The organism is Vibrio sp. 9-16B-A1, assembly GCF_056726165.1.
The window spans coordinates 43,825-67,886 of record NZ_JBSDZD010000008.1; the positions used below are offsets into that span (position 1 = coordinate 43,825).

The following is a 24,062-nucleotide window of genomic DNA, read 5'->3' on the forward strand; positions in this document are numbered from 1 at the left end:
GTGACATCCTGGACCACTCGCCTTTGGCGTTTTATTCTGGCTTTATTATTACTGGTGATGGTGACCCTTGCGGTCGCCGTTACTGCTTTGCGCGTCACCCTGCCAAAACTGAATCAGTACCAGACTGAGATTGAGGGCTGGGTAAACGACTCGACCGGGATGACCTTCGAAATCGAGGGCGTCAGCGGTTACTGGCTCAATACTCATCCTTTTGTTTCCCTGCACGGCCTGAAAGCTGTACTGCCCAATCAGGATCATGCCCGCATTGAACTGGGACAGGTCGATGTTGAAATGGACCTGCTTCAGAGCCTGCTTACCCTGACTCCAACGGTATCCAACCTGAAGATCAAAGGGTTGGATCTCGATATCAGTGGCGTGAAATGGCAGCGAAGTGAAGACAATACCCCTCAGGTCGCGAACCGCAGCAGTGCTGCAACCCTGGATGAGGTGCGCTACCTGCTGCTTCATCAGCTTGCCGATTTCTCCCTGGCTGACTCCTCCCTGACGTTTCAGACCTTTACCGGTGAGGTAAAAACGGTTGTTATTGAGCAGCTTAAATGGCGCAACGACAATCATCACCACCGTGGTGAGGGGCAGATCAGTGTCGCAGATAACCCGCTCAACAGCCTTAAAGTTCAGGCTGATTTTACAACCAATCAGCAGTTTGATCTGGCCCGTCTCAGCGGTGAATTCTTTGTCTCGGCCAGCAATCTTCAGCTGGCGCAGTGGCTGACACCAGAGCTTCACCGCCAGACCGGCATTGAGTATGGTCAGCTGAGCTTTCAGTCCTGGCTCACTTTTGAGCAGGGCAAGCCCCGCGATGCCTATGTTGAGCTGCAGCCGTCCGAGCTGAGCTGGGGGAATAAGGATAACCACCTGCTGACGCTCGAAGAGGGTATTCTGGTACTCAAACCTCAGGCGCAGGGATGGCAGCTTAATGCTCATGGCCTGAGACTGAGAACCGACAGTACACCGTGGCCGGAGCTGGACTGGGTTCTGAACTGGCAGCCGCAGGGCTGGAAACTGAACGCATCCCAGCTCCAGGCTGATACTGTTATTCCGTTTGGTCACATGGCACCGCAGGCGCGGGAGCTGACGCACTGGCTGGAGGATGTTAAGGCCGGTGCACTGCTGGAAGATGTCCGTGTTTCCATGGGTGATAGTCTGGAAACGCTGCGCTATTCTGCGCAGTTGTCAGACGGACAGATGCTGCAGTGGGAGCTGCTGCCGGAAGTGCACAAACTCAGTGCTTCCCTGTCCGGAACCTCAGAACAACTGCGTCTGAAAGCGCAGCTGGTGGACGATACCCTGCCGTATGGCGATGTCTTCCAGGCGCCGCTGAACATCAAACAGGGTGAAACTGACCTGGTGGTGGACTTTGGTGAGCAGGGTGTCTCTCTGTGGGCGGATAAAGTCACCGTAGCGACTCCGGATCTTCAGGCTCTTGGGGCGTTTAAGCTCGATTTCCCGGCAGAGGGTAATGCCTTCCTGTCGTTTTACCTCGAAGCCGATGCGTTCAACGCCGCTGAGACCTGGCGCTACCTGCCAACCCTGGCGCTGGGCCAGGAGCTGACCGATTATCTTTCGACTGCGATCCAGGGCGGCAACGCCAAAACCGCGCGCCTGATCTGGTATGGCGAGCTTGACCGTTTCCCGTACACCAACAACGACGGTATGTTCCAGGCGGACGTGAAACTGAACAAGACCCGATTCAGCTTCGATACCGCCTGGCCTCCGCTGACCGATATGCAGCTGGACCTGCTGTTTGAAAACGACGCCATGTACCTCGATTCCCGCAGTGCAAAACTGATGGGAGTGAAGGCCCGGCGGGTTACCGGCCGTATACCGGAGCTGGCCGAAGACGGACATATCGAAATTGAAGCCAAAGCCAAAGGCGATGGTCTTGCAGTGCGGGACTACATGATGGCCACGCCATTGGTGGATTCGGTCGGTGCTGCGCTGACGGCGGTTGAAGTTCATGGTGAGGTCACCTCTGAGTTTCAGCTTAGTATCCCGTTTGATGGCAGCGATGCCCGTGCATGGGGATGGGCGGACTTAACCAACAATCATATCCACATTCAGACCCCGTCGATGACGTTGGATAAAGCCAGCGGCCGGATTGAGTTTGATGATGACAAGGTCAGCGCCAGACGAATTGAAGCGCATCTGCTCGACCAGCCGGTGATCCTCGGTTTTGATGGGGAAGAGCAGGGCAAAGACTATGTGGTGGGCATTCAGACCCGCGGAGACTGGAAAGTTGATCCTCTGAAGGCGTACCTGGGCGAGAGCTGGCTGAAGCGGGTTCAGGGGCACGCTCCGTGGACCATGGGTGTTGATCTTCAGCTCAATGACGTCGGGTTTAACTATCAGATTGATGTTCAGGCCGACCTGCTGTCTCTTGCCAGTCAGTATCCCGCTCCGCTGGCTAAAGCTGCCGGAAAAGCGGGCAAAGCGCGTATGCAGGCTTCCGGTAACCAGGAAGTGGTCTCAGGACGGCTGCAATTGCCCGGGGTGAAATACCAGGCGGAAATTAGTTTGCTGGGTGACAAGCCGGAATTTGAAGCGACCAACCTTATCGTAGGCAAAGGGGCTTTCCGGGCCAGTCCGGTTGTGGGGCACAGAGCTACTGTGCGCAGTCAGTCTTTTAACCTCGATGACTGGCTGGAGCTGTTCCTGGGCTCGGTTAAAGGCCCGCAGCCGCTGGTGAGTGAGCTGGAAATGCCGTCACTGCCGGTACCGACCCGGATTGATGTCGAGACTCCTCAGCTGGTGCTGGGTGGTCTGGACTGGCATGACGTGGATTTTCAGGCTCGCAAAAAGAACCTGGCCTGGCGGATGATGCTGGAAAGTGCTGAAGCCAGCGGTCAGGCGAGTTACCTGGCCCCTTATGACCTCACCATCGCTTTTGACCGTCTGCAGGTGTATGTGCCGGCGCTGGAAGGCTCGGACAAAGTTGAAAACAGCCTGAATCTGATGGAAAAAGCGGCAAAAGACCCGCAGCCGGAGATTTCTGAGCTGGATCGCAGCCTGCACCAGGCCCTGCCAAACCTGACTCTGGCCATCGATGATTTCTGGTTCCAGGGGTACAAAGTCGGCAAAGTGAATATCGATTTTCAGCGTACCGGAGACCGGCTGGAGTGGCGTAAAGTCTCGTTGCGCAGTGGTACCAACCGTTTTGACGGCAGTGGCTGGTGGAAGCTCGATGGTAACGACAGCCGCTCTCACTTTGAGTTTTCTGCCTCTGGCGATAACAACACAGACCTGATGGAGCGCTTTGGTATTTCGTCCGGGATCCAGCAGGCCCCGTTTAACATGAGTTCAGACATGGACTGGCAGGGTTCGCCATGGAGTCCCAGGGTGGAAACCCTGAGCGGCAGCATGAAGACCGAGCTGGGACCAGGCGTAGTCTCGGATGTCAGCGGCGCAGCGCGCCTGCTGGGTCTCTTCAGCCTGGACTCAATCATCCGCAAAATGCAGCTCGATTTTACCGGTGTGTTTGATAAAGGGATGGCGTTTAACAAGATCTCCGGCAGTGGTGAGATCCGCAATGGTATCTTCGTCACCAATGACATTGAAATGGACGCGGTGGCCGGCCAGCTCAACATGAGCGGTATGGCGGATCTGGTGAATCAGCAGGTCGATGCGGAAGTGGAGTTTACCCCGGATCTGACTTCGGGCATTCCGATTCTGTCTGCGTTTGCCGCTACACCTCAGACCGCGATTTATGTGTTTGCGATCACTACTGCACTCTCTCCGGTGATCGACGTGATCACTCAGGTTCGCTACGAAGTGAAAGGTCCGCTGGATGCGCCGGAAGTGAACGAGCTGTCGCGCAGTAAAGGGAAATACACCATACCTGAAGAGCTGCAGAAAAAAGGCTCAGATAAAAACTGACCACCGAGGTGAACATGGCAAGGATTGGCCTGATACAGATGACATCCGGCGCAGATGCCAATGCCTGCCTGGCTGAGATAAGCCGTCAGGCGCGCAGGCTGGCGGAAGCCGGGTGTGACCTTATCTGTACTCCGGAAAATGCGCTCTGCTTCGGCGGCCGGAAAGAGTATCACCGGGTTGCCGAGACTTTTAAACAGGGTCCGCTGCAGTCTGCAATGGCTGGGCTGGCCCGTGAGCTGGGTTGTCTGCTGCACCTTGGCAGTTTTCCTCTTCGCACAGAAAGCGGCATGACGACCAGCAGCCTGGTCTGGAACGGTCTGGGTGAGTGTCTGGGCCGTTATGACAAGCTTCACCTGTTTGATGTGGAAGTCAGTGATGCTCATGGTCAATACCGTGAGTCAGACTGCTTTATTCGCGGGGAACAGCCATCGCTGATCCCCGTGCCATTTGCTACACTGGGTCTGAGTATTTGTTACGACCTGAGATTTCCGGAATTATTTCAAACCCTTGCCCGGGGTGGGGCCAGTTTGTTGCTGGTGCCGGCTGCGTTTACTGCGGTAACGGGCAGAGCCCACTGGGAAATCCTCCTCCGGGCACGGGCTATTGAAACCCAGTGCTGGGTGGTGGCCATCGGCCAGACCGGGACGCATCCCTGTGGCCGGGAAACCTGGGGGCACTCTATGGTGGTTTCACCATGGGGAGAAGTCTGCCTTGATATGGGGCAGCAAACGGGGAGCGCCTGGGCAGATATCGATCTTAACCAGGTCAAAGAGTTACAGAAAAGAATGCCGCTGCAAAGCCATCGCCGCTTTGAATGCCAACTATTAAAATGAGCAGATTGAATGACAATAAATAAAGTAGAACAGGAATTACTTGCTCCGACAGGCCTGACCGAAAACCACCTGAGCGACGTGCTGGCGATGATGACCAGCCGTGAGATTGATTATGCTGACCTCTATTTTCAGTCCAGCTGGCATGAGTCGCTGGTGCTGGAAGACTCGATCATCAAAGATGGCTCTTTCAATATCGACCGGGGTGTGGGTGTGCGTGCGGTTACCGGGGAGAAAACCGGTTTTGCTTATTCCGACCAAATCGAGCTCGACAGCCTGAAGCAGAGCGCAATCGCCGCCCGCGGCATCGCCAGAAAAGGCCAGAACGGCCAGGTGAAAACATTCGCCCGCTCCGATAACCAGGTGGTGTACAGCGACGCTAATCCGCTTCAGAGCCTGGAAAAACAGCAGAAAATTGACCTGCTGAAAGAGCTCGATGCTTATATCCGTACCAAAGAGCCACTGGCGGAAGAAGTTTCTGTCAGCCTGAGTGGTGTGTACGAGCAGATGCTGGTGGCAGCAACCGATGGTACCTATGCCGGCGATATCCGTCCGCTGGTGCGCCTGTCTGTCAGCGTACTGGTGAAAAAGGGTGACCGCCGTGAGCGTGGCAGCGCCGGTGGTGGTGGTCGCTATGGTTATCAGTTCTTCCTTGAAAGCATTGAAGGTCGTCAGCGTGCCTATCAGTTTGCTGATGAAGCGATCCGTCAGGCGCTGGTTAACCTGGAGGCCGATGCGGCCCCGGCCGGTATGATGCCGGTGGTACTGGGCGCAGGCTGGCCGGGCGTACTGCTGCACGAAGCGGTGGGGCACGGTCTGGAAGGGGACTTTAACCGTAAAGGATCGTCGGTGTTTGCCGGTAAGATCGGTGAGAAAGTGACGTCTGAGCTGTGCACCATCGTCGATGATGGCACGCTCAAAGATCTTCGTGGCTCGCTGAACGTGGATGACGAAGGCGTACCTGGCAGCTACAACACTCTGATCGAAAACGGGGTGCTTAAAGGCTACATGCAGGACAAGCAAAACGCAGCCTTAATGGGCGTAGCTCCGACCGGTAACGGCCGCCGCGAATCTTATGCGCACCTGCCAATGCCACGTATGACCAACACTTACATGCTGCCAGGTCAGCACAGCCAGCAGGAAATTATCTCTACGGTGAAAAAAGGCCTGTTCGCACCAAACTTCGGTGGTGGTCAGGTAGACATCACCTCCGGTAAGTTCGTGTTCTCCACTTCAGAAGCGTATCTGATCGAAGATGGCAAGATCACCCGTCCGGTCAAAGGTGCCACCCTGATCGGTTCCGGCATTGAAGCGATGCAGCAGGTATCTATGGTCGGTAACGACCTGGAGATCGACCGTGGTGTCGGTGTATGTGGCAAAGCCGGACAGAGTGTCCCGGTCGGCGTAGGTCAGCCAACCCTGAAGCTGGATGCGATTACTGTGGGTGGGACGGAATAATTAAAAAAAGCTGCTATTCGCAGCTTTTTTTAGGCCCTGGGCTCGGGGTACTGGGCCCTGGGGGAGAGTGTTGTCAGCTCTTAATACAGACTTGAAGTCCGGGCCATGTTTCAGGAACCAGACCCTGAGTCTGGATTTCAGAACCAGGAACCTGGAAACTAACGCCCAGAGCCCAGAGCCCAGAGCCCAGAGCCCAGAGCCTTTAAATCTCTTCTTCTTCACTCAGCGCTTTCAGCGTCTGGAATATTTCCCGGTACGCTTTAGGCGGCTTGTTGTCTTTCTTCTCTTTTTTCGCCTGACGGGCCAGCTGGCGCAGGCGCTGACGGTCGGCTGACGGGAAGCGCTCCAGTACGTCTGCAATGGCACTGTCGCCTTCCTCTACGACGCGGTCACGCAGGGCTTCCAGCTTGTGCAGCTCAGCAGTTGCCTGTGAGTGCTTGTTGCGCACTTTGTCCAGTGCTGCCTGGATTGGTTCCGGGTCGATGTTGCGCATCAGTTTACCGATGTACTGAAGCTGGCGGCGTTTGGCTTCGTTTTTAAAGCGCTGCGCATCGTGGATCGCTGCACGCAACTCGTCTTCCAGAGGAAACTTCTCCAGTACGGCAGGTTTCAGTGTTACCAGCTCTTCACCAAGCTTTTGCAGATCTTCCATGTCGTTCTTCATCTCGGTTTTACTTACCCAGATGATCTCTTCTTCCTCTTCCCATGGGGCTTTTTGGTTTTTACGGGCCATTTTGTTCGCCTATTAAAATCTGAATGTCGGTTTGTCGCGTATTTTAGCAAGAATTATGGGGTGAATGCGAAAACCTTGTTATCCTATTCAAATAATAATGAATGTTGAAGAATTTACCTATGGACGTAAAACAGAAAATCGCCACCCAGCGTGCTGAGCTGGAATCTGTGGTGGCGAAAGCCCTGGAAATGGCAACACAATCTGCGGACGCTGCTGAAGTAGCCATTACCAAGAGCACCGGTATCAGCGTTTCCACCCGGATGAAAGAGGTGGAGAACGTTGAGTTTAACAGTGATGGTGCTCTGGGGATTACCGTTTACCGCGGACAGCGTAAGGGCAGTGCGTCCACTTCGGATTTAAGTGAAAACGCCATCCGTCAGACCGTTCTGGCGGCACTGGATATCGCTAACTACACCTCTGAAGACCCGTGTGCCGGCCCGGCACCAAAAGAACTGATGGTCAAAGATATTCCGGATCTGGACTTGTTCCACCCGGATGAGCCGGAGCCGGATAAAGCCGCTGAGCTGGCAATTGCTGCCGAGCAGGCAGCGCTGGCGTACAGCGACAGGATCAAGCAGAGTGATGGTGCCAGTTACGACAGCCATTACGGCGTGAAAGTGTACGGTAACTCTCACGGTCTGGTGGCCAGTTATCCGTCCAGCCGTCACAGCCTGAGCTGTTGTGTGATCGGTGAAGGTGCCGATGGTGGCATGGAGCGTGACTACAGCTACACCGTTTCCCGCCGCACCCAGGACCTGTGGACACCGGAAAAAGTCGGTCTGCTGGCCGCAGAGAAGACGGTCAGCCGCCTGGACGCACAGCGCGTTCCGACCGCTAAAGTGCCGGTGATGTTTGCTGCGGATGTGGCAACCGGCCTGATTGGTCACCTGGTGATGGCGATCAGCGGCGGGAATCTGTATCGTAAATCTTCTTTCCTGCTGGACAAGCTCGGTGAGCAGATCCTGCCGGAGTGGTTCAACATCAGCGAGAAACCCCACGTACTGCGTGGCCTGGCTTCCTGTCCATTTGACAGTGAAGGCGTAGTGACCCGTGATCGTGAAATCATCACTGACGGCGTACTCTCGACTTATCTCCTGACCAGCTACGCAGCCCGTAAGATGAAGATGGCCCCGACTGGTCATGCTGGTGGCATCCATAACTGGTATGTGGATTCAACCGGCCAGGACTTTGATGCCATGCTGAAAACCATGGGTACCGGTCTTCTGGTGACTGAGCTGATGGGTCAGGGGGTAAACACGGTGACCGGTGATTACTCGCGCGGAGCAGCTGGTTTCTGGGTAGAGAATGGAGAGATCAAATATCCGGTATCTGAGGTAACTATCGCGGGTAACCTGAAAGAGATGTTTAATCAGATCATCGCAGTCGGCAGCGATGTCGAAACCCGCTCTCAGATCCAGACCGGTTCGATTTTGATTGAGTCGATGAAGGTGGCGGGGGAATAGTCTCTGCTACTTGTTCTGGTCGTCATAACAAAAAAGCTGCGTGATGCAGCTTTTTTTGGGGTCCTGGGGCGCTTCGCTTTGAGGTCCTGGGTCTCGCTTTAATTATTGTGGGTAAAACGAAGATTTTAGCTTGACGGTAAGAACGGGATAGTTGAACCTGCTTGCAGCACCCAGCACCCAGCACCCAGCACCCAGCACCCAGCACCCAGCACCCAGCACCCAGCACCCAGCACCCAGCACCCAGCACCCAGCACCCAGCACCCAGCACCCAGCACCCAGCACCCAGCACCCAGCGCCCAGCACCCAGCACCTTTAGTTTATCGCGATAGTCGCCAGCCCCAGGAATACCATCAGGCCGACCACATCAGTGACTGTGGTCAGGGCCATGCCGCCGGCCAGTGCCGGGTCGATGTTCATTCGTTTGAGCAGGATCGGGATACTTACCCCGGCGACGCCTGCCACAAACAGGTTGGTCATCATCGCGGCAGAGATAATGCCGCCCAGCATCCAGCTGCCTTTCCATACCACTACTATGCCGCCGATGATCAGCGCCCACAGCAGACCGTTTAAGAAGCCGATGGCGGCTTCTTTGAGCAGCAGTTCGCGTTTGTTACTGTCACCGATATGGCCAAGGGCAATACCACGGATCACCAGCGCAACGGTTTGGTTACCGGCAACCCCGCCCATGGAAGGCACTATGGTCATCAGAACCGCAATCGCGGCCATCTGATCCAAGGTGGCTTCAAACATGTTGGATACCGATGCGGCAGCCAGTGCTGCGAGCACGTTAGCGCCAAGCCAGATACTGCGCTTACGGGCCGATTTGAGCACAGGGGCAAAGGTATCTTCTTCGTCGTCCAGACCCGCCATACTCATCATCGAGTGCTCGGCGTCTTCACGGATAACGTCGACCACGTCATCGATGGTGATACGCCCGACAAGGCGGTTCTCTTCATCGACCACAGGAGCCGAAACCCAGTTACGGCGTTCAAACAGGTTGGCAACGTCACGGTCACTGGCATTGACGCTGATCGCTTCGTCCGGGTCTTCCATAATATCGGCAATGGCTTCGTCCGGCTGAGAGGTCAGAAGGGTAGTCAGGTGCAGGTAACCCTGAAGGTGACTCTCCTCGTTAACTACATACAGGGCATCGGTTGCTTCCGGCAGTTCGCCTTTCATCCGCAGGTAGCGCAGTACCACGTCCACATCCACATCGCTGCGGATGGTGATCACGTCGGTGTTCATCAGACTGCCGGCGGTGTCTTCCTGATAGGAAAGGGCGGTTTCTACCCGCTCACGGTCGGCGGAGTCCATCTGAGACAGGACCTGCCCGGACAGCTCTTCTGGCAGGCTTCGCAGAACGTAGGCGACATCATCTGTCTCAAGGCCTTCGGTGGCCTCTGCGAGGCGCTCCGGTCCCATTTTGGCGACCAGGTTATCTTTTACGTCCTCGGACAGTTCGTCGAGGATTTCACCGTAGTCTTCAGGGTCGGTTAGCTGCCACAGCACATCACGGCTGCGGCGGGGAGATGCTTCCAGAAGGTGGGCGATATCTTCCGGCTCCATATCCTGGAGCATACGGCGTACGTGAACAAAGCGGCCGCTGTCGAGTGCGTCACTGACTTCCTGAAGGGTTTGGTGAGTTTGGTCTATATCCAGCTGCTCAGCCATTCTCGCCCCCATTTCTGATTACAATATGTTGAATAGTATCTTAATTTCTGGCTCAGAGTAATACGAACGTATGACGTTTTTACTCGTCTTCATCAAAGCGCTGCTCGATAAGATCGCATACCGCCTGCAGGGCCTGCTCAGCCTCGCTGCCATCGGCTGAGATAGTGACGCTCTGGCCCTGGGAGGACTCGAGCATCAGCAATCCCATTACGCTGTCTGCGCCAACAGACTGTTCTTCATTGCTGACGGTTACTTCAGCATCAAAACTTTGCGCCAGTTCGACCAGTTTGACTGCAGCACGGGCATGAAGGCCGAGCCGGTTTTGAATAAAAACGGTTTTACTGCACTGCATCAGTCACTCCGGAGATTTTTCTCAAGGCTGGCGTGGCGGATTTGCACCTGGTTGCCCTGCTGCTCAAAGTATTCTCCCAGCTGCTGGGCGATGTACACGCTGCGGTGTTTACCGCCGGTACAGCCGATAGCGACCGTCAGGTAGCTGCGGTTGTTCTGCTCCAGCATCGGCTTCCAGTGCTCAATAAAAGACTGGATCTGCTGCTTCAGTTCAGCCACTTCTTTGTGGGCCTGCAGGAAACGCTGTACCGGGGCATCCAGGCCGGTCAGCGGGCGCAGGTCCGGGTCCCAGTGTGGGTTGGGCAGAAAGCGCACGTCAAACAGGTAGTCGGCGTTGGCCGGCATACCGTACTTGAAGCCAAAGGATTCAAAGATCATCACCAGCTGTTTGTTCTCCCGCCCTTCAATGCGGCGGCGGACCATTTCACTCAGCTCATGCAGCGACTGGTTGGTACTGTCGAGCACCAGGTCGGCCTGCTCTTTGAGGTCCAGCAGCAGGCTCTTTTCCTGCTGTATCGCCTGCTCGAGGGTGAGCTTCTCACTGCCGTTGAGTGACAGCGGGTGAATACGCCGGGTTTCGCTGTAGCGCTTGAGCAGGGTTTCCTCACTGGCATCGAGAAACAGCACATTGACGTCAAAGTGCTGTTTGAGCTTATTCAGCTCCTGGGTGACCAGAGACGGGTCCTGCGGCAGGTTGCGGATGTCGATACTGACCGCCACATTCTGCCGGCTCTGTTGAACGCTCTGGACAAAGTGACTGAGCAGGTCAACCGGAAGGTTATCGACACAGTAGTAGCCGAGGTCTTCCAGTACGCGCAGGGCAACACTTTTGCCTGCACCAGACTGGCCGCTTATCACAATCAGCCGCAGTTTTTGCGAAGCCATCAGGGATTACTCTTTATTGGGTGATGATGTCGTAAAGCTCCTGATCAGAGCGAGCATTACGCAGTTGTTTGAGGGTCTGTTTGTCGTTCAGACGCCCGGCCATGGCAGACAGAGTCTTGAGGTGGGTTTTACACTGAGCATCCGGCACCAGCAGGGCAAACAGCAGGTCTACCGGGCGGTTATCAATGGCATCAAATTCAATCGGCTCCTGACACTGGATCAGTACCGCAACAGCCTGCTCTGAGTCGAACATACGGCCATGGGGAATGGCGATTCCATTTCCGATACCCGTACTGCCCATCTTCTCGCGGCTCAGCATACATTCAAATAGTTCGGTCTGATTCAGACCCGCGTGCTCGGCGGCGATCTCGCTGATGATCTCCAGAGCCCGTTTTTTACTGGTGCACTGAACTGCACTTTTCGTGCAGTCCAGTGAAAGTACTTCGCTTAATTGCATGGTTAATGGCTACTTAGCTTTTCTTTGTGCTTATTAAGTTGGCGCACAAGCTTATCGACCAGACTGTCGATCGCTGCGTACATGCTCTCATCGGTGGACGTCGCATGAATATCGCCCTGATTTACGTGGAGCGTAGCTTCTGCGATCTGGTCGAGTTTTTCAACTCTTAAAACGACCTGAACGTTGTTTATATGGTCAAAAAACCTTTCGAGTTTCTGAAATTTGGATTGAACGTAGTCTTGCATTGAGTCGGTTAGATCAACGTGATGTCCCTGGATATTGATTTGCATAGACTTTCCTTCTTTCTGGGCCTTTATAGCAGGCGTTTACGCTGACTGGATGGGGCAATGCCCAGGGATTCGCGGTATTTCGCGATGGTGCGGCGTGCTACCTGAATTCCCTGATCAGCCAGCAGTGTGGCAATCTTACTGTCACTCAGTGGTTTAGCGCTGTTTTCAGCGGCGACCAGCTTTTTGATCAAAGCGCGGATTGCCGTTGATGAACATTCTCCGCCGTTGTCAGTGCTGACATGGCTGGAGAAGAAGTATTTCAGCTCGAAGATGCCCCGTGGTGTGTGCATGTATTTTTGTGTCGTGACACGGGATATGGTGGACTCGTGCATATCCACGGCCAGAGCAATATCGTTAAGCACCATAGGCTTCATCGCTTCTTCTCCATACTCGAAGAAATCGTGCTGATGTTCAACAATACAGCGTGCAACTTTGAGCAGCGTCTCGTTTCTGCTTTCGAGACTTTTGATTAGCCATTTTGCCTCTTGCAAATTGCTGCGGATAAACTGGCTGTCCGCGCTGTTGCCTTTACCAAGAGAAGCATAGTGCTGATTTACTTTGAGTTTTGGAACGCTGTCAGGATTGATGGCCACTTTCCACTGACCATGGTCCTTAAATACAGAGACATCCGGAATGACGTACTCGATCTCTTCGGAGGTGACGTTACTGCCCGGGCGTGGATCCAACTGCTGGATAAGCTGCAGGACCTCTTTCAGCTGAGGTTCTTTTAGTTTGGTCTCTTTGCTGATCAGCTTGTAGTCGCGGTTACCCAGCTGCTCGATGTGGTTTTCAAGCAGGGAGCGGGCTTCGCTCAGCCATGGCGTCTCATCGGGGAACTGAACCAGCTGCAGCAGCAGGCATTCCTGAAGGTTGCGGGAGGCGACGCCCAGCGGGTCAAACTGCTGAATGCGCTTGAGTACCGCTTCTACTTCGTCAAGTTCCACTTCTTCAAGCCCAAGGCTTTCCAGGATCTCTTCGGCGCTGATGGTCAGGTAGCCGTGATTATCGATGGCATCGATGACCGCCAGCGCGATGGTGCGGTCGGTATCGCTGAACGGGGTCAGGTCGAGTTGCCACATCAGGTAATCCTGCAGGCTTTCGGTGGTTTCCCCCTGATAGACCGGCAGGTCATCATCCAGTGCGATGCCGGTATTACCGGTGTTGGCGCTGTAGACTTCATCCCAGGTGGTATCGATTTCAAGGTCGGAGCTGATCTCTGATTTTTCGATCAGTTCCAGGCTGTCCTGGGGATCCGGCTCAGAGGTGGGCTCTTCTGCCGTAACTTCTTTTTCTGCCGCTTCGCTCTGTTCACCTTCACTGCCTGGTGCGCCTTCCTCCTGCCCTTCCTCGACGTCAAGGAGAGGGTTGGATTCGAGTGCTTCCTGGATTTCTTGTTGTAAATCAAGCGTAGAAAGCTGCAGCAGACGGATAGCCTGTTGCAACTGAGGGGTCATCGCTAACTGCTGACCAAGCTTGAGCTGGAGTGAAGGTTTCATGGAGTCCTTTATTATTTCTCTTGTTATCAGCGCAGCGCGCCGGTTTACTCACAGTATGCCTGTAATTTAATCATAGACGGAATTGTTCACCCAGATAAACCCGTTTTACCTGTTCGTTATTGAGAACCTGTTCCGGTGTGCCTTCTGCGATCAGATGACCCTGGCTTACGATGTAAGCGCGCTCACATACATCGAGGGTTTCACGCACGTTGTGGTCGGTGATCAGTACCCCAAGGCCACGGTCACGCAGGTGCTGAATGATTTTTTTGATGTCGATGACCGAGATAGGGTCAACCCCGGCGAACGGTTCATCCAGCAGGATAAATTTTGGATTGGCTGCCAGTGCACGGGCGATCTCTACCCGGCGGCGTTCACCACCGGACAGGGCCATACCGGCACTTTTACGGATGTGCTGGATATGGAACTCATCAAGCAGGTCTTCGAGCCTGTCCTGGCGTTCTTCACGGGTCAGCTCTGAGCGGGTTTCCAGCACGGCCATGATGTTATCTTCAACTGAGAGCTTACGGAAGATGGAGGCTTCCTGAGGCAGGTATCCGATCCCCAGTTTTGAGCGGCTGTGCATTGGCAGAATACTGATGTCTTTGTCATCAATGCTGATCATCCCTTCATCCCGCGGGACCAGACCAACAATCATGTAAAACGAGGTGGTTTTACCCGCGCCGTTTGGGCCGAGCAGGCCAACGATCTGACCGGAGTTTACCTCCAGGCTGACGTCAGACACCACTTTGCGCTTTTTATAGCTCTTCGCCAGGTTTTGTGCTTTTAGTACGGCCATGAGTTACTTTTCTGTCTGAATTTGGTTAGGTTGCAGAACCGTGGAAACGCGTTCGCCTTTCTTACCGTCCGCAACCAGCTGCTGGGAAGAAATCTGGTAGCGGATCGAGGTGCCTTTCACCAGGCTGTCGTCCTGAGCCAGGATAGCATCGCCGTTCATGGTCAGCAGATCCTTGGTAACCATGTAGCGCAGGGTCTTACCCTGACCGCTGAGAGTTTTGCCTTCATCAGTCAGCTGGGTAAAGGTCGCAGGCTTGCCGTAGGCTTCAATCTGCTCTACCTCTTCCGTTTCCTTATTACGCAGGATCACGATCTTATCGGCTTCAATATTGATGCTGCCCTGTTTAAGGGTTACGTCACCAATAAAGGTCACCCGGTTACTGATCATATCCAGGTTCTGGCTGTCTGAATCGATATAAATAGGTTGTTCCGTGTCGTTGCTCAGCGCCCATGCCGGGCTGGTGAGCAGCAGACATCCGAGTAAACTAACGAGCCTGAATTTCATATTTGCCTTGTACATGTTCAGACAGGGTGGCGATATTTTGGCTTAAGTTCCCTTTCATCGCGTTGCCTGTGTTTATAAATTGGGGACCGGTCAGGGTTACTTTCTGATCGGTATAGAAATCTTTGCTTTCCAGCTGAATATACAGCTCATCGGTGCTCATGGTATCAAATGCGGATTCCGGCAGCTGGTTTCTCATTACAACGTTGCCGCTCAGATGCAGCAGGTATTCTTTATCCAGCACACCTTTGTTGGCAGAGACTGCCCATTCGACTATTTCACCATCCCGGTAGATATCCAGTTTGAGCTTTTCAAACACCGTATTACCGCTTCTGGAATAGTGGTCCATATAGCCGGAGCGGATGACAAAGTTGCGTACTCCGCTCGGGTCATAATTGGTATTAGTCAGGGCTCTGCCACTGAATGCCGGCAGTTCCACATCCGGGGTTACCTGCATCACCTGCCTGTTGTTGTGATCCCACAGGTAATACAGGGACCAGCAGGAGGCAAAAAACATCAGCAGGTAGACGGGACGGGGCAGGGTCATATACTCAGGCCCTTATGTGCATCCAGTTCGCCGCGGGCTTCCAGGATAAGGTCACACACTTCCCGGACGGCACCATGGCCGCCGCGAATATGGGTGACGTAGTTGGCGCGTTTTGCCAGCAGCGGGTGACCATCGGCGACGCACACTTTCAGCGCGACTTTTTCCATCACCGGCCAGTCAATCAGGTCATCTCCGATATAGCCGGTCTGCTCCGGAGCAATGCCCAGTTTGTCGCAGATATCCTGATACGCCTTTACTTTATCATCCTGTCCCTGATAGATCAGTGAGATCCCCAGTGCACGCATGCGGTTTTCCACGATTTGAGAGCGGCGTCCGGTAATAATAGCGATCTCCACACCGGCGTTCATCAGGCACTTGATACCGTAACCATCCCGGGTGTGGAAGGTTTTCAGCTCTTCACCCTGGTTGCCCATGTAGATCAGGCCGTCAGAGAACACGCCGTCGACATCGCAGATCAGCAGCTTGATCTTTTCTGCGATGGCCATGATTTCCTTGCTGGCTGTTCCGTACAGGGTAGGCACCATTTCGCTCATTACATAACTCCCGCTTTCAGCAGATGATGGATGTTCAGCGCGCCGGCCAGGCGGCCTTCTTCACACAGCAGCAATCCGGTGATGCTTTTCTCCTGCATCATGTTGACCGCTTCAACTGCCAGCATGTTTGGTGACGCCATGGTTGGGTTTTGGGTCATCACCTCGCCAATCTCGGTGGTGTGAACATCAATGCGCTTATCCAGCAGGCGGCGCAGATCGCCGTCGGTAAAGATGCCCAGAACCTGGTCGTTTTCACCAACAATCGCCGTCATGCCCAGCCCTTTCTGTGAGATCTCCAGCAGGGCGTCTTTTACCAGCGCATCCGGAGATACTTTAGGCAAAGCTTCTCCGGTTTGCATAATATCGCTCAGTTTTAGAAGCAATTTACGTCCCAGTGCGCCACCCGGATGAGACAGGGCAAAGTCATCGGCAGTAAAGCCGCGTGCCTGCAGCAGGGTCACGGCCAGTGCGTCGCCCATGACCAGGGTAGCGGTGGTGCTGGTGGTTGGCGCAAGGCCAAGCGGACAGGCTTCTTCCGGGACGGAAATACACAGGTGAAGTTCCGATAATTTAGCCATGTTTGAGGATGGCTTACCAGTCATGCTGATGATTTGGATTCCGCGGCGCTTTAATACCGGGAACAGCGACAGAATTTCTGAAGATTCACCGGAGTTTGAGATCGCCAGTACCACGTCGCCCTGTTCAATCATGCCCAGGTCACCGTGGCTCGCTTCTCCCGGGTGCACAAAAAATGCCGGGGTACCGGTACTGGCCAGGCTGGCAGCTATTTTTTTTCCGATATGGCCGGATTTCCCCATCCCCATCACCACGACTTTGCCGCGGGCTTTCAGGATCAGTTCACACGCCTCGCTGAAGGTGTGGTCAATATACTGTGACAGTTGTTGCAGGCCGGCAATCTCAATTTCCAGAACCCGTTTGGCAGTATGACAGTAGTCGAATGACATGGTGTGGTTTTCCTTAATAAACAGCGATTAAGCGGCCAGATTGTAAAACAGGTAACCCTGATATGCGATAAAGAAGACAAACAGCACCGCACCTTCAATACGGTTTACGCTGCGTGATTTACCCAGCGCCATCACCACCAGCAACAGGGATACCGCCAGCATGACCCAGAAGTCCCGCCCCATTGCGTTTTCGTTAAGAAATGACGGGTTAAGGATCCCCGGGATGCCCATTACCGCCAGAATGTTAAATACGTTTGAGCCAATGATATTACCGACCGCCATGTCGTCTTCGCCTTTCATCACGCCAGCCAGTGACGCGGCCAGTTCCGGCAGGCTGGTACCGATGGCGATGATGGTCAGGCCGATCACGAGGTCACTCATGCCAAAGTACTTGGCGATGACAACTGCATTATCCACCAGCATATCGGCAGCAAACGGCAGCAGCAGCAGACCGGCGATCACCCAGAATACGGCTTTGCCGTTCGGGACGTCGTTGGGAATTTCGGCTTCCTGTTCTTCGACAAACGCATCGCCTTTTTGTTTCTCACTCTGGCTGATTCTCAGCATGGCGATAATAAAGCAGGCAAACAGCACAAACAGCAGCACGCCTTCATAGAAACCCAGGTGGTGGTCGTACATCAGCAGGCCGGCCAGTACGGTGACGACCATCATCAGTGGCAGTTCCCGGCGGATCACCGCAGAGCTGATGGAAAGTGGTTTGATCATCGCGGTGATACCCAGGATCAGTGCGATGTTGGCGATGTTGGAGCCGAGCACGTTACCCACAGCGGTATCGGTCTTACCTTCCAGCGCGGCAGTGGCGGAAACCATCATTTCCGGAGCTGAAGAGCCCATGGCCAGAATCGTCATGCCGATAACCAGTGGTGAGATACCCATATTTCTGGCGAGTGCGGCTGCGCCAAATACCAGTTTATCCGCGCTCCAGACGAGCAGTGTTAAGCCTACGACCAGCAAGGCAACAGCTTCGAGCATGACTTTCCCTTTGATGTGTGAATTTTTTGATAAGTAACCGCTGATTTTGACAAAACTGGGCTCTAAAGTACATAACCACGCGGTTAATTCTGTCTGCTATCATTGTTAAATTCTGTATGTCAGCAAAGTAAGACCGGGGTTAATTTGGCGTGAAATTCTGCTGCTTTGTTTTGAACTTCAACATCTTTGTGCTTATGATTGCTGTTCAAACCCAGCTCATGTTCATATTCAATAGGATTTTATGTCGGCTACGGACCTGGTCACTATCAATCATCTGACGTTTTCCCGTGGAAAGAGGAAGATCTTTGACGACGTCTCTTTAACAGTACCACGCGGGAAGATCACTGCCATTATGGGGCCTTCCGGGATCGGTAAAACCACCCTGCTGCGTCTTATTGGCGGGCAGATCGTGCCTGAGCTGGGAGAAATCCTGTTTGATGGCCAGGATATTCCCCGCCTGGGCCGCAGTGCGCTGTATCAGGCGCGCAAGAAAATGAGCATGCTGTTCCAGTCCGGCGCTCTGTTTACCGACCTTGATGTATATGAAAATGTGGCTTTCCCGCTGCGTGAGCACACTCAGTTGCCGGAATCACTGATCCGCACCATTGTCAGCCTGAAGCTGGAAGCGGTGGGTCTGCGTGGTGCTCAGGAACTGATGCCTGGTGAGCTGTCTGGTGGTATGGCGCGTCGCGCTGCGCTGGCAAGAGCCATCGCGCTGGACCCTGAAATGATCATGTACGATGAACCGTTTGTTGGCCAGGACCCGATCACTATGGGGGTACTGGTTTCGCTGATCAGCAACCTGAACAAGGCGCTGGGGCTGACATCTGTCGTGGTTTCCCATGACGTGCCGGAAGTGATGAGCATCGCGGATAAGGCCTATATTCTGGCGGACGGCAAAGTCATCGCCGAGGGAACGCCGCAGGCGCTGCGCGATAATCCGGATCCCCGGGTTCAGCAGTTTCTTCAGGGGCACGCAGACGGACCGGTGCCGTTTCGTCATCCGGCGCAGCCACTGAGTGAGGAGCTGTTTAACCATGTTTGATTCCCTGTTTCAGGCGGTGGCCAGTGTTGGCTCGAGAACCCTTTCCCTGTGCCGGGCATGGGGACGGGCATCGCTGATGCTGTTTGGCGCCCTGGTGGCAAAGCCGCAACCGGTGAAGCATTTTCCGCTGCTGATGAAGCAGCTGTACAGCGTTGGCGTACAGTCGGTGATGATCATCATCCTCTCCGGCCTGTTTATCGGTATGGTACTGAGCCTGCAGGGCTACGTAGTACTGATCGACTTTGGCGCAGAAGGCGCGCTTGGCCAGATGGTAGCCCTGTCGCTGCTGCGTGAGCTGGGCCCTGTGGTGACCGCGTTGCTGTTTGCCGGGAGGGCGGGCTCTGCCCTGACTGCTGAAATCGGCCTGATGAAAGCCACCGAGCAGCTTTCCAGCCTGGAAATGATGGCGGTTGACCCGCTGAGAAGGGTGATTGCACCGCGTTTCTGGGCCGGTTTTATCTCCATGCCTTTGCTGGCGCTGATATTTATGGCGGTCGGTATCTGGGGCGGGCAGCTGGTGGGCGTGGACTGGAAAGGCATCGACCACGGCAGCTTCTGGGCTTCGATGCAGGCCAGCGTTGAGCTGGGACAGGATATTGGCAACAGCCTGATCAAGAGCATGGTGTTTGCTGTCACCGTGACCTGGATTGCGCTGTTTAACGGTTATGACGCGATCCCGACTTCTGAGGGGATCAGCCAGGCGACCACCCGAACGGTGGTGCACTCATCCCTGGCTATACTGGGACTGGACTTTGTCCTTACCGCATTCATGTTTGGGAATTAAAAACGCATGCAACAAACAAAAAAACTGGAATTTACCGTGGGTGCTTTTGTGCTGGCTGGGGTGATTGCCCTGCTGGTGATGATTTTTGAAGTCGCGGATGTCAAAAGCTTTGGCAGCGGTGATACCTATCAGCTTAAAGCGGAGTTCGATAACATCGGCAGCCTCAAGCCCCGTTCACCAGTCAAAATTGGCGGTGTGGTGGTAGGCCGGGTCAGTCATATCGGACTGGATACCGAGCTGTATACACCGGTGGTCACTATGCAGATCAGCCGTGATTACGGTTATTTTCCGGAAACTTCCAGTGCCCAGATCCTGACATCCGGTCTGATCGGAGAGCAGTACATAGGCCTGGTGCCGGGCTTTGTCGATGAAGACATTGAAATGCTCAAAGACGGTGACTTTATTCCGGATACCAAGTCTGCACTGGTACTCGAAGACCTGATAGGCCAGGTGCTCTACCGGGTCGGCGGAGACAGTGCGGATAAAGGAGAAAAATAATGAAACAGTGGGCAGTTAAGTTTCTGGTTCTGGCCAGCGCGCTGTTTACCGCAGCAGGCTACGCGGTGCCGGCGCAGAAAGTGGATCAGCAGGACCCGTATCAGATGATGCGTGAAGTAGCTGAGAAAACGTTCGAGCGCCTGAAGAATGAACAGGATGTGGTTCGTGAGCAGCCTGAGCAGCTGAAAGTGATCGTCGAAGAAGAGCTGATGCCTTACGTGAACTATCGTTACGCAGCGCTCAAACTACTCGGTTCTCATCTGAAAAAAGCAGATAAGAAAGAGGTTGGTCAGTTTATTGATGCTTTCCGTTCCTATCTGGTGACCACGTACGCCCAGGTGCTGACACAGTACCGGGATCAGGAAGTGTTGTTTGCGCCAGAGCGCAAAGTGGATGAGCAGGACAGGATCATTTCCATTGCGGTGGAAATCGTCGATAAGCCAAACCCGAACATTAAGCTGGACTTCAAACTGCGCAAAGACAAGAAGAGCGGCGACTGGGCTGCCTTTGACATGGTTGCCGAGGGTGTCAGCCTGCTGTCGAGTAAACGTTCAGAGTGGAACGGTAAAATTCGTCAGCAGGGGATTGCTTCGGTAGCCGGTGAGCTGCAGGAGCTGGCTGAGCAGCCAATCGTATTTAAGGAAAGGTAAGATGGCTGGTGCGCAGTATCAGGAAAATTCAGAACAGAATCTTGAGCTTAGCGGAGATCTTGACCGTGACAGCGTTCCCGGGGTGTGGCAGGCGCTCAGCCGCTGGACACCGGTCCGTGAACAGGTCGAGGTGAATTTGTCCGCCCTGACCCGGGTTGACTCCGCCGGGCTTGCGATGTTGATCCACTTAATAGGGCATGCAAAAAAACAAAACTGTCATATAATGCTCAGCTTTGTGCCTGAGCAGCTTCGGACTCTGTGCCGTTTGAGCAACGCCGAAGTGTTTTTGTCCGAACATATTAAAAGCCAGCAGGGGTGAACCGTGGACTGCGTAGAAGTAAAAAAGTTACTGGATGATGCACTCAATCTGGAAGAAGTGCACGTAAAAGGAGAAGGCAACCACTACGAAGTGATTGCTGTAGATGCAAGCTTCGACGGTATGAACCGGGTGAAGAAGCAGCAGCTGATTTACGGCCCGCTGATGGACCATATTCAACGCAATGATATTCATGCATTGTCGATAAAGACCTACACGCCAGACGAGTGGGCACGCGATAAGAAGTTGATGTCGTTATAAGGTTTTTTAATGGAAAAGTTTCGAGTAAAAGGCGCTGGCCCACTGTGTGGTGAAGTGTCAATTTCAGGGGCAAAAAATGCGGCTTTGCCTATTTTGTTTGCCTCTATTCTGGCTGAAGAGCCGGTTGAGGTCGCCAATGTCCCTAAACTGCGTGACATTGATACCACCATGGAACTGCTGTCCCGCCTTGGGGCGAAAGTGGAGCGTAATGGCTCTGTGTATGTGGATGGCAGTGCGATTGACCAGTACTGCGCGCCGTATGACCTGGTGAAAACCATGCGCGCTTCTATCTGGGCGCTGGGTCCGCTGGTGGCCCGTTTTGGTCAGGGACAGGTCTCCCTGCCTGGCGGTTGTGCTATCGGTGCCCGTCCGGTTGATCTGCACATCCATGGCCTTGAACAGCTGGGCGCAACCATTACCCTGGAAGAGGGTTATGTAAAAGCTGAAGTTGACGGCCGTCTGAAAGGCGCACACATCGTAATGGATAAAGTCAGCGTAGGCGCGACGATCACCATCATGTGTGCTGCAACCCTGGCGGAAGGTACCACGGTACTGGATAATGCCGCGCGTGAGCCGGAAATCGTAGATACTGCGGACTTTCTGAATAAGCTGGGCGCGAAAATCAGCGGCGCAGGCACCGACACCATTACCATCGAGGGCGTTGAGCGTCTGGGCGGTGGCAAACACTCTGTGGTCGCTGACCGCATCGAAACCGGTACTTTCCTGGTCGCGGCAGCGGTATCCGGCGGTAAAGTAGTTTGCCGTAACACCAAAGCTTCCCTGCTGGAAGCCGTACTGGCCAAGCTGGAAGAAGCGGGCGCCAACGTGGAAACCGGTGAAGACTGGATCAGTCTGGATATGACCGGCCGTGAGCTGAAAGCGGTATCGGTGCGCACCGCACCACATCCGGGATTCCCGACCGACATGCAGGCTCAGTTTACCCTGCTGAATATGATGGCCAAAGGTGGCGGCGTTATTACCGAAACCATTTTTGAGAACCGTTTTATGCATGTACCTGAGCTGATGCGTATGGGTGCCAAAGCGGAAATCGAAGGCAACACCGTGATTTGCGGGGACACCGAAGGCCTGAGCGGCGCTCAGGTAATGGCAACTGACCTGCGTGCATCAGCCAGTCTGGTGATCGCCGGTTGTATTGCCAGCGGTGAGACCATCGTTGACCGTATTTACCACATCGACCGTGGTTACGATAAAATAGAGAACAAACTGGCTCAGCTGGGCGCGAACATTGAGCGCTTCCGAGAGTCGGAGTAACTCTTAAAATAAAGCCGGGGCAGACTGGAGTGAATCAGGATCTGGCACCGGCTTTTTTATTTTCCGGAGAAGCATGGGATAATGGCTCTCCCGGGGCAGAACTGGAATACCGAAATGATTGCGTTATTGCGTATTATCGCTGTGGCACTGTTTGCCGTTGTGATGTTTGTGTTTGGCTGTGGCTATTGCCTGCTGAGCCCGAGAAATCCTAAGCATGTGTTTACTTTTGGCCGTTACTTTGGCCGGATGTCGAAAATATTTGGCATCAAGCTGGAGCTGAGACTGCCGGAAGACGCTTACGAGCGTGGTCAGCACATCTATATTGCCAATCACCAGAACTCCTGGGACCTGTTCACCGTATCATCGGCGGTAACGCCAAACGTGGTAACGGTGGGTAAAAAGAGCCTGGTGTGGCTGCCGTTGTTTGGCCAGCTTTACTGGCTGACAGGCAATATCCTGATCGACCGTGCTAACCGCAGCCGTGCGATGGGTACTATTAATCAGGTAGTGGACAAGGTCAAAGAGCTTGGCGTATCAGTATGGATGTTCCCGGAAGGCACCCGTTCACGTGGCCGTGGCCTGATGCCGTTTAAGACCGGCGCATTCCACGCTGCGATTGGTGCAGGTGTGCCAATTGTACCTATCGTGTGCAGCACCACTCAGGACAACATCAAACTCAACCGCTGGGATAACGGCCTGGTGATCGTTGAAATGCTCCCGCCGGTGAGCGTTGAGGGTTATGGCAAAGAGAACGTACGTGAGCTGGCTGAGCTTTGCCGTGAGCAGATGAAAGCCAAGCTGGAAGAGCTGGATGCTGAAGTGGCTGAGCGTAACTCAGAGCGGGCGCAGGCGAAAGCGTAACAGTCTGATTTCAGATATAAAAAAGGGAGTGCCACTGCACTCCCTTTTTAGTTTTCAGGCGTATTGCTGTTGCAGGTAAATCACTTGCGCACTGCGATCGCTTCGATTTCGATCATTACATCTTTTGGCAGACGGGCGACTTCCACGCATGAGCGCGCCGGGTAGTTGGCTACCTTGTGCTCATCAAAGAAAGCGCCGTACACTTCGTTTACTGCACCAAAGTCGTTCAGATCTTTCACAAATACAGTCATCTTCACGATGTCGCTTACGTTAAGGCCAGAAGCCTCAACCACAGCTTTTACGTTATCCAGAGACTGGCGCGCCTGCTCAGCAATCGCAGCAGGTACTTCGCCGGTTTGCGGGTTTACCGGGATCTGGCCTGAAGTCAGGACCATGTTGCCCAGGTCAACACCCTGTACATAAGGGCCGATAGCTGCTGGTGCTGATTCAGTGTGCAGAACTTTAGTCATTTTATTTATCCGTTTTAGGTT

At 54.1% G+C, this 24,062-nt stretch carries 26 protein-coding genes; 12 read left to right on the top strand and 14 right to left on the bottom strand.

From position 1 onward, the window contains the following. The 3 genes from ACVB80_RS13950 to tldD are packed head-to-tail and all read left to right on the top strand — an operon-like array spanning window position 1 to window position 6,182. On the top strand, window positions 1-3,894 hold the full coding sequence (locus tag ACVB80_RS13950) for a YhdP family protein (protein WP_481081899.1): 3,894 nt from the start codon (window positions 1-3) through the stop codon (window positions 3,892-3,894). A 14-nt stretch (window positions 3,895-3,908) separates the two neighbouring features. Continuing rightward, window positions 3,909-4,727, top strand: a complete 819-nt coding sequence (locus tag ACVB80_RS13955; RefSeq protein ID WP_481081900.1) for a carbon-nitrogen hydrolase family protein — start codon at window positions 3,909-3,911, stop codon at window positions 4,725-4,727. 9 nt (window positions 4,728-4,736) lie between these two features. Continuing rightward, window positions 4,737-6,182 carry a metalloprotease TldD gene (gene tldD / locus ACVB80_RS13960; protein ID WP_481081901.1) on the top strand — a complete coding sequence of 482 codons (1,446 nt, stop codon included), beginning with the start codon at window positions 4,737-4,739 and terminating at the stop codon, window positions 6,180-6,182. 202 nt (window positions 6,183-6,384) lie between these two features. Here tldD and yjgA read toward each other — a convergent pair whose 3' ends face one another. Next, complete coding sequence (gene yjgA / locus ACVB80_RS13965; RefSeq protein ID WP_481081902.1) at window positions 6,385-6,915, bottom strand: ribosome biogenesis factor YjgA; 531 nt, start codon at window positions 6,913-6,915, stop codon at window positions 6,385-6,387. Window positions 6,916-7,034: 119 nt separating this feature from the next. Here yjgA and pmbA point away from each other — a divergent pair, with 119 nt between their 5' ends. Then, window positions 7,035-8,378 carry a metalloprotease PmbA gene (gene pmbA, locus ACVB80_RS13970; protein WP_481082066.1) on the top strand — a complete coding sequence of 448 codons (1,344 nt, stop codon included), beginning with the start codon at window positions 7,035-7,037 and terminating at the stop codon, window positions 8,376-8,378. Window positions 8,379-8,690: 312 nt separating this feature from the next. On the opposite strand, the gene mgtE is transcribed toward pmbA, so the two are convergent. The 12 genes from mgtE to ACVB80_RS14030 form a co-directional block, all read right to left on the bottom strand. Then, window positions 8,691-10,049: a magnesium transporter gene (mgtE, locus tag ACVB80_RS13975; protein WP_481081903.1), complete on the bottom strand. Its 1,359-nt coding sequence runs from the start codon at window positions 10,047-10,049 to the stop codon at window positions 8,691-8,693. 79 nt (window positions 10,050-10,128) lie between these two features. Then, complete coding sequence (locus tag ACVB80_RS13980) at window positions 10,129-10,404, bottom strand: HPr family phosphocarrier protein (protein WP_481082067.1); 276 nt, start codon at window positions 10,402-10,404, stop codon at window positions 10,129-10,131. Continuing rightward, window positions 10,401-11,270, bottom strand: a complete 870-nt coding sequence (gene rapZ / locus ACVB80_RS13985) for an RNase adapter RapZ (RefSeq protein WP_481082068.1) — start codon at window positions 11,268-11,270, stop codon at window positions 10,401-10,403. The genes ACVB80_RS13980 and rapZ overlap by 4 nt, the downstream gene beginning before the upstream one ends. Window positions 11,271-11,298: 28 nt before the next feature. After that, a complete protein-coding gene (gene ptsN / locus ACVB80_RS13990) occupies window positions 11,299-11,742 on the bottom strand; it encodes a PTS IIA-like nitrogen regulatory protein PtsN (protein ID WP_481081904.1) in 444 nt (147 codons plus the stop codon). 2 nt (window positions 11,743-11,744) lie between these two features. Continuing rightward, window positions 11,745-12,032, bottom strand: coding sequence for a ribosome hibernation promoting factor (hpf, locus tag ACVB80_RS13995; protein ID WP_481081905.1), 288 nt, complete (start codon window positions 12,030-12,032; stop codon window positions 11,745-11,747). A gap of 23 nt (window positions 12,033-12,055) precedes the next feature. Beyond that, window positions 12,056-13,528, bottom strand: coding sequence for an RNA polymerase factor sigma-54 (locus tag ACVB80_RS14000; RefSeq protein WP_481081906.1), 1,473 nt, complete (start codon window positions 13,526-13,528; stop codon window positions 12,056-12,058). A gap of 70 nt (window positions 13,529-13,598) precedes the next feature. Then, complete coding sequence (lptB, locus tag ACVB80_RS14005; RefSeq protein ID WP_481081907.1) at window positions 13,599-14,324, bottom strand: LPS export ABC transporter ATP-binding protein; 726 nt, start codon at window positions 14,322-14,324, stop codon at window positions 13,599-13,601. Window positions 14,325-14,327: 3 nt separating this feature from the next. Next, window positions 14,328-14,828 (bottom strand): lipopolysaccharide transport periplasmic protein LptA, encoded by a 501-nt coding sequence (lptA, locus tag ACVB80_RS14010; protein ID WP_481081908.1) that lies wholly within the window; start codon window positions 14,826-14,828, stop codon window positions 14,328-14,330. Then, window positions 14,809-15,372 (bottom strand): LPS export ABC transporter periplasmic protein LptC, encoded by a 564-nt coding sequence (gene lptC, locus ACVB80_RS14015; RefSeq protein WP_481081909.1) that lies wholly within the window; start codon window positions 15,370-15,372, stop codon window positions 14,809-14,811. Before lptC ends, lptA begins: the two co-directional genes overlap by 20 nt. Continuing rightward, window positions 15,369-15,926: a 3-deoxy-manno-octulosonate-8-phosphatase KdsC gene (gene kdsC, locus ACVB80_RS14020; RefSeq protein WP_481081910.1), complete on the bottom strand. Its 558-nt coding sequence runs from the start codon at window positions 15,924-15,926 to the stop codon at window positions 15,369-15,371. The genes lptC and kdsC overlap by 4 nt, the downstream gene beginning before the upstream one ends. Next, the gene (locus ACVB80_RS14025; protein WP_481081911.1) at window positions 15,926-16,891 is read right to left on the bottom strand and encodes a KpsF/GutQ family sugar-phosphate isomerase; all 966 of its coding nucleotides are present in this window, start codon (window positions 16,889-16,891) and stop codon (window positions 15,926-15,928) included. The genes kdsC and ACVB80_RS14025 overlap by 1 nt, the downstream gene beginning before the upstream one ends. A gap of 27 nt (window positions 16,892-16,918) precedes the next feature. Beyond that, the gene (locus ACVB80_RS14030; RefSeq protein ID WP_481081912.1) at window positions 16,919-17,884 is read right to left on the bottom strand and encodes a calcium/sodium antiporter; all 966 of its coding nucleotides are present in this window, start codon (window positions 17,882-17,884) and stop codon (window positions 16,919-16,921) included. A gap of 241 nt (window positions 17,885-18,125) precedes the next feature. Between ACVB80_RS14030 and mlaF the strand changes: the two genes are divergently transcribed. From mlaF to ACVB80_RS14070, 8 genes are all read left to right on the top strand, one after another. Continuing rightward, a complete protein-coding gene (gene mlaF / locus ACVB80_RS14035; protein WP_481081913.1) occupies window positions 18,126-18,929 on the top strand; it encodes a phospholipid ABC transporter ATP-binding protein MlaF in 804 nt (267 codons plus the stop codon). Next, window positions 18,922-19,713, top strand: coding sequence for a lipid asymmetry maintenance ABC transporter permease subunit MlaE (gene mlaE, locus ACVB80_RS14040; RefSeq protein ID WP_481081914.1), 792 nt, complete (start codon window positions 18,922-18,924; stop codon window positions 19,711-19,713). The genes mlaF and mlaE overlap by 8 nt, the downstream gene beginning before the upstream one ends. A gap of 6 nt (window positions 19,714-19,719) precedes the next feature. Next, window positions 19,720-20,211, top strand: a complete 492-nt coding sequence (gene mlaD / locus ACVB80_RS14045; protein ID WP_481081915.1) for an outer membrane lipid asymmetry maintenance protein MlaD — start codon at window positions 19,720-19,722, stop codon at window positions 20,209-20,211. Then, on the top strand, window positions 20,211-20,861 hold the full coding sequence (locus ACVB80_RS14050) for an ABC transporter substrate-binding protein (protein ID WP_481081916.1): 651 nt from the start codon (window positions 20,211-20,213) through the stop codon (window positions 20,859-20,861). Before mlaD ends, ACVB80_RS14050 begins: the two co-directional genes overlap by 1 nt. A gap of 1 nt (window position 20,862) precedes the next feature. After that, on the top strand, window positions 20,863-21,180 hold the full coding sequence (locus tag ACVB80_RS14055) for an STAS domain-containing protein (RefSeq protein WP_481081917.1): 318 nt from the start codon (window positions 20,863-20,865) through the stop codon (window positions 21,178-21,180). 3 nt (window positions 21,181-21,183) lie between these two features. Further along, window positions 21,184-21,438, top strand: coding sequence for a BolA family iron metabolism protein IbaG (ibaG, locus tag ACVB80_RS14060; RefSeq protein ID WP_481081918.1), 255 nt, complete (start codon window positions 21,184-21,186; stop codon window positions 21,436-21,438). 9 nt (window positions 21,439-21,447) lie between these two features. Continuing rightward, complete coding sequence (gene murA / locus ACVB80_RS14065; RefSeq protein ID WP_481081919.1) at window positions 21,448-22,710, top strand: UDP-N-acetylglucosamine 1-carboxyvinyltransferase; 1,263 nt, start codon at window positions 21,448-21,450, stop codon at window positions 22,708-22,710. 114 nt (window positions 22,711-22,824) lie between these two features. Then, entirely contained in the window at window positions 22,825-23,571 is a 747-nt protein-coding gene (locus tag ACVB80_RS14070) for a 1-acylglycerol-3-phosphate O-acyltransferase (protein ID WP_481081920.1), read from the top strand. A gap of 80 nt (window positions 23,572-23,651) precedes the next feature. On the opposite strand, the gene ACVB80_RS14075 is transcribed toward ACVB80_RS14070, so the two are convergent. Continuing rightward, complete coding sequence (locus tag ACVB80_RS14075) at window positions 23,652-24,041, bottom strand: RidA family protein (protein WP_481081921.1); 390 nt, start codon at window positions 24,039-24,041, stop codon at window positions 23,652-23,654. Window positions 24,042-24,062: the final 21 nt, after the last annotated feature.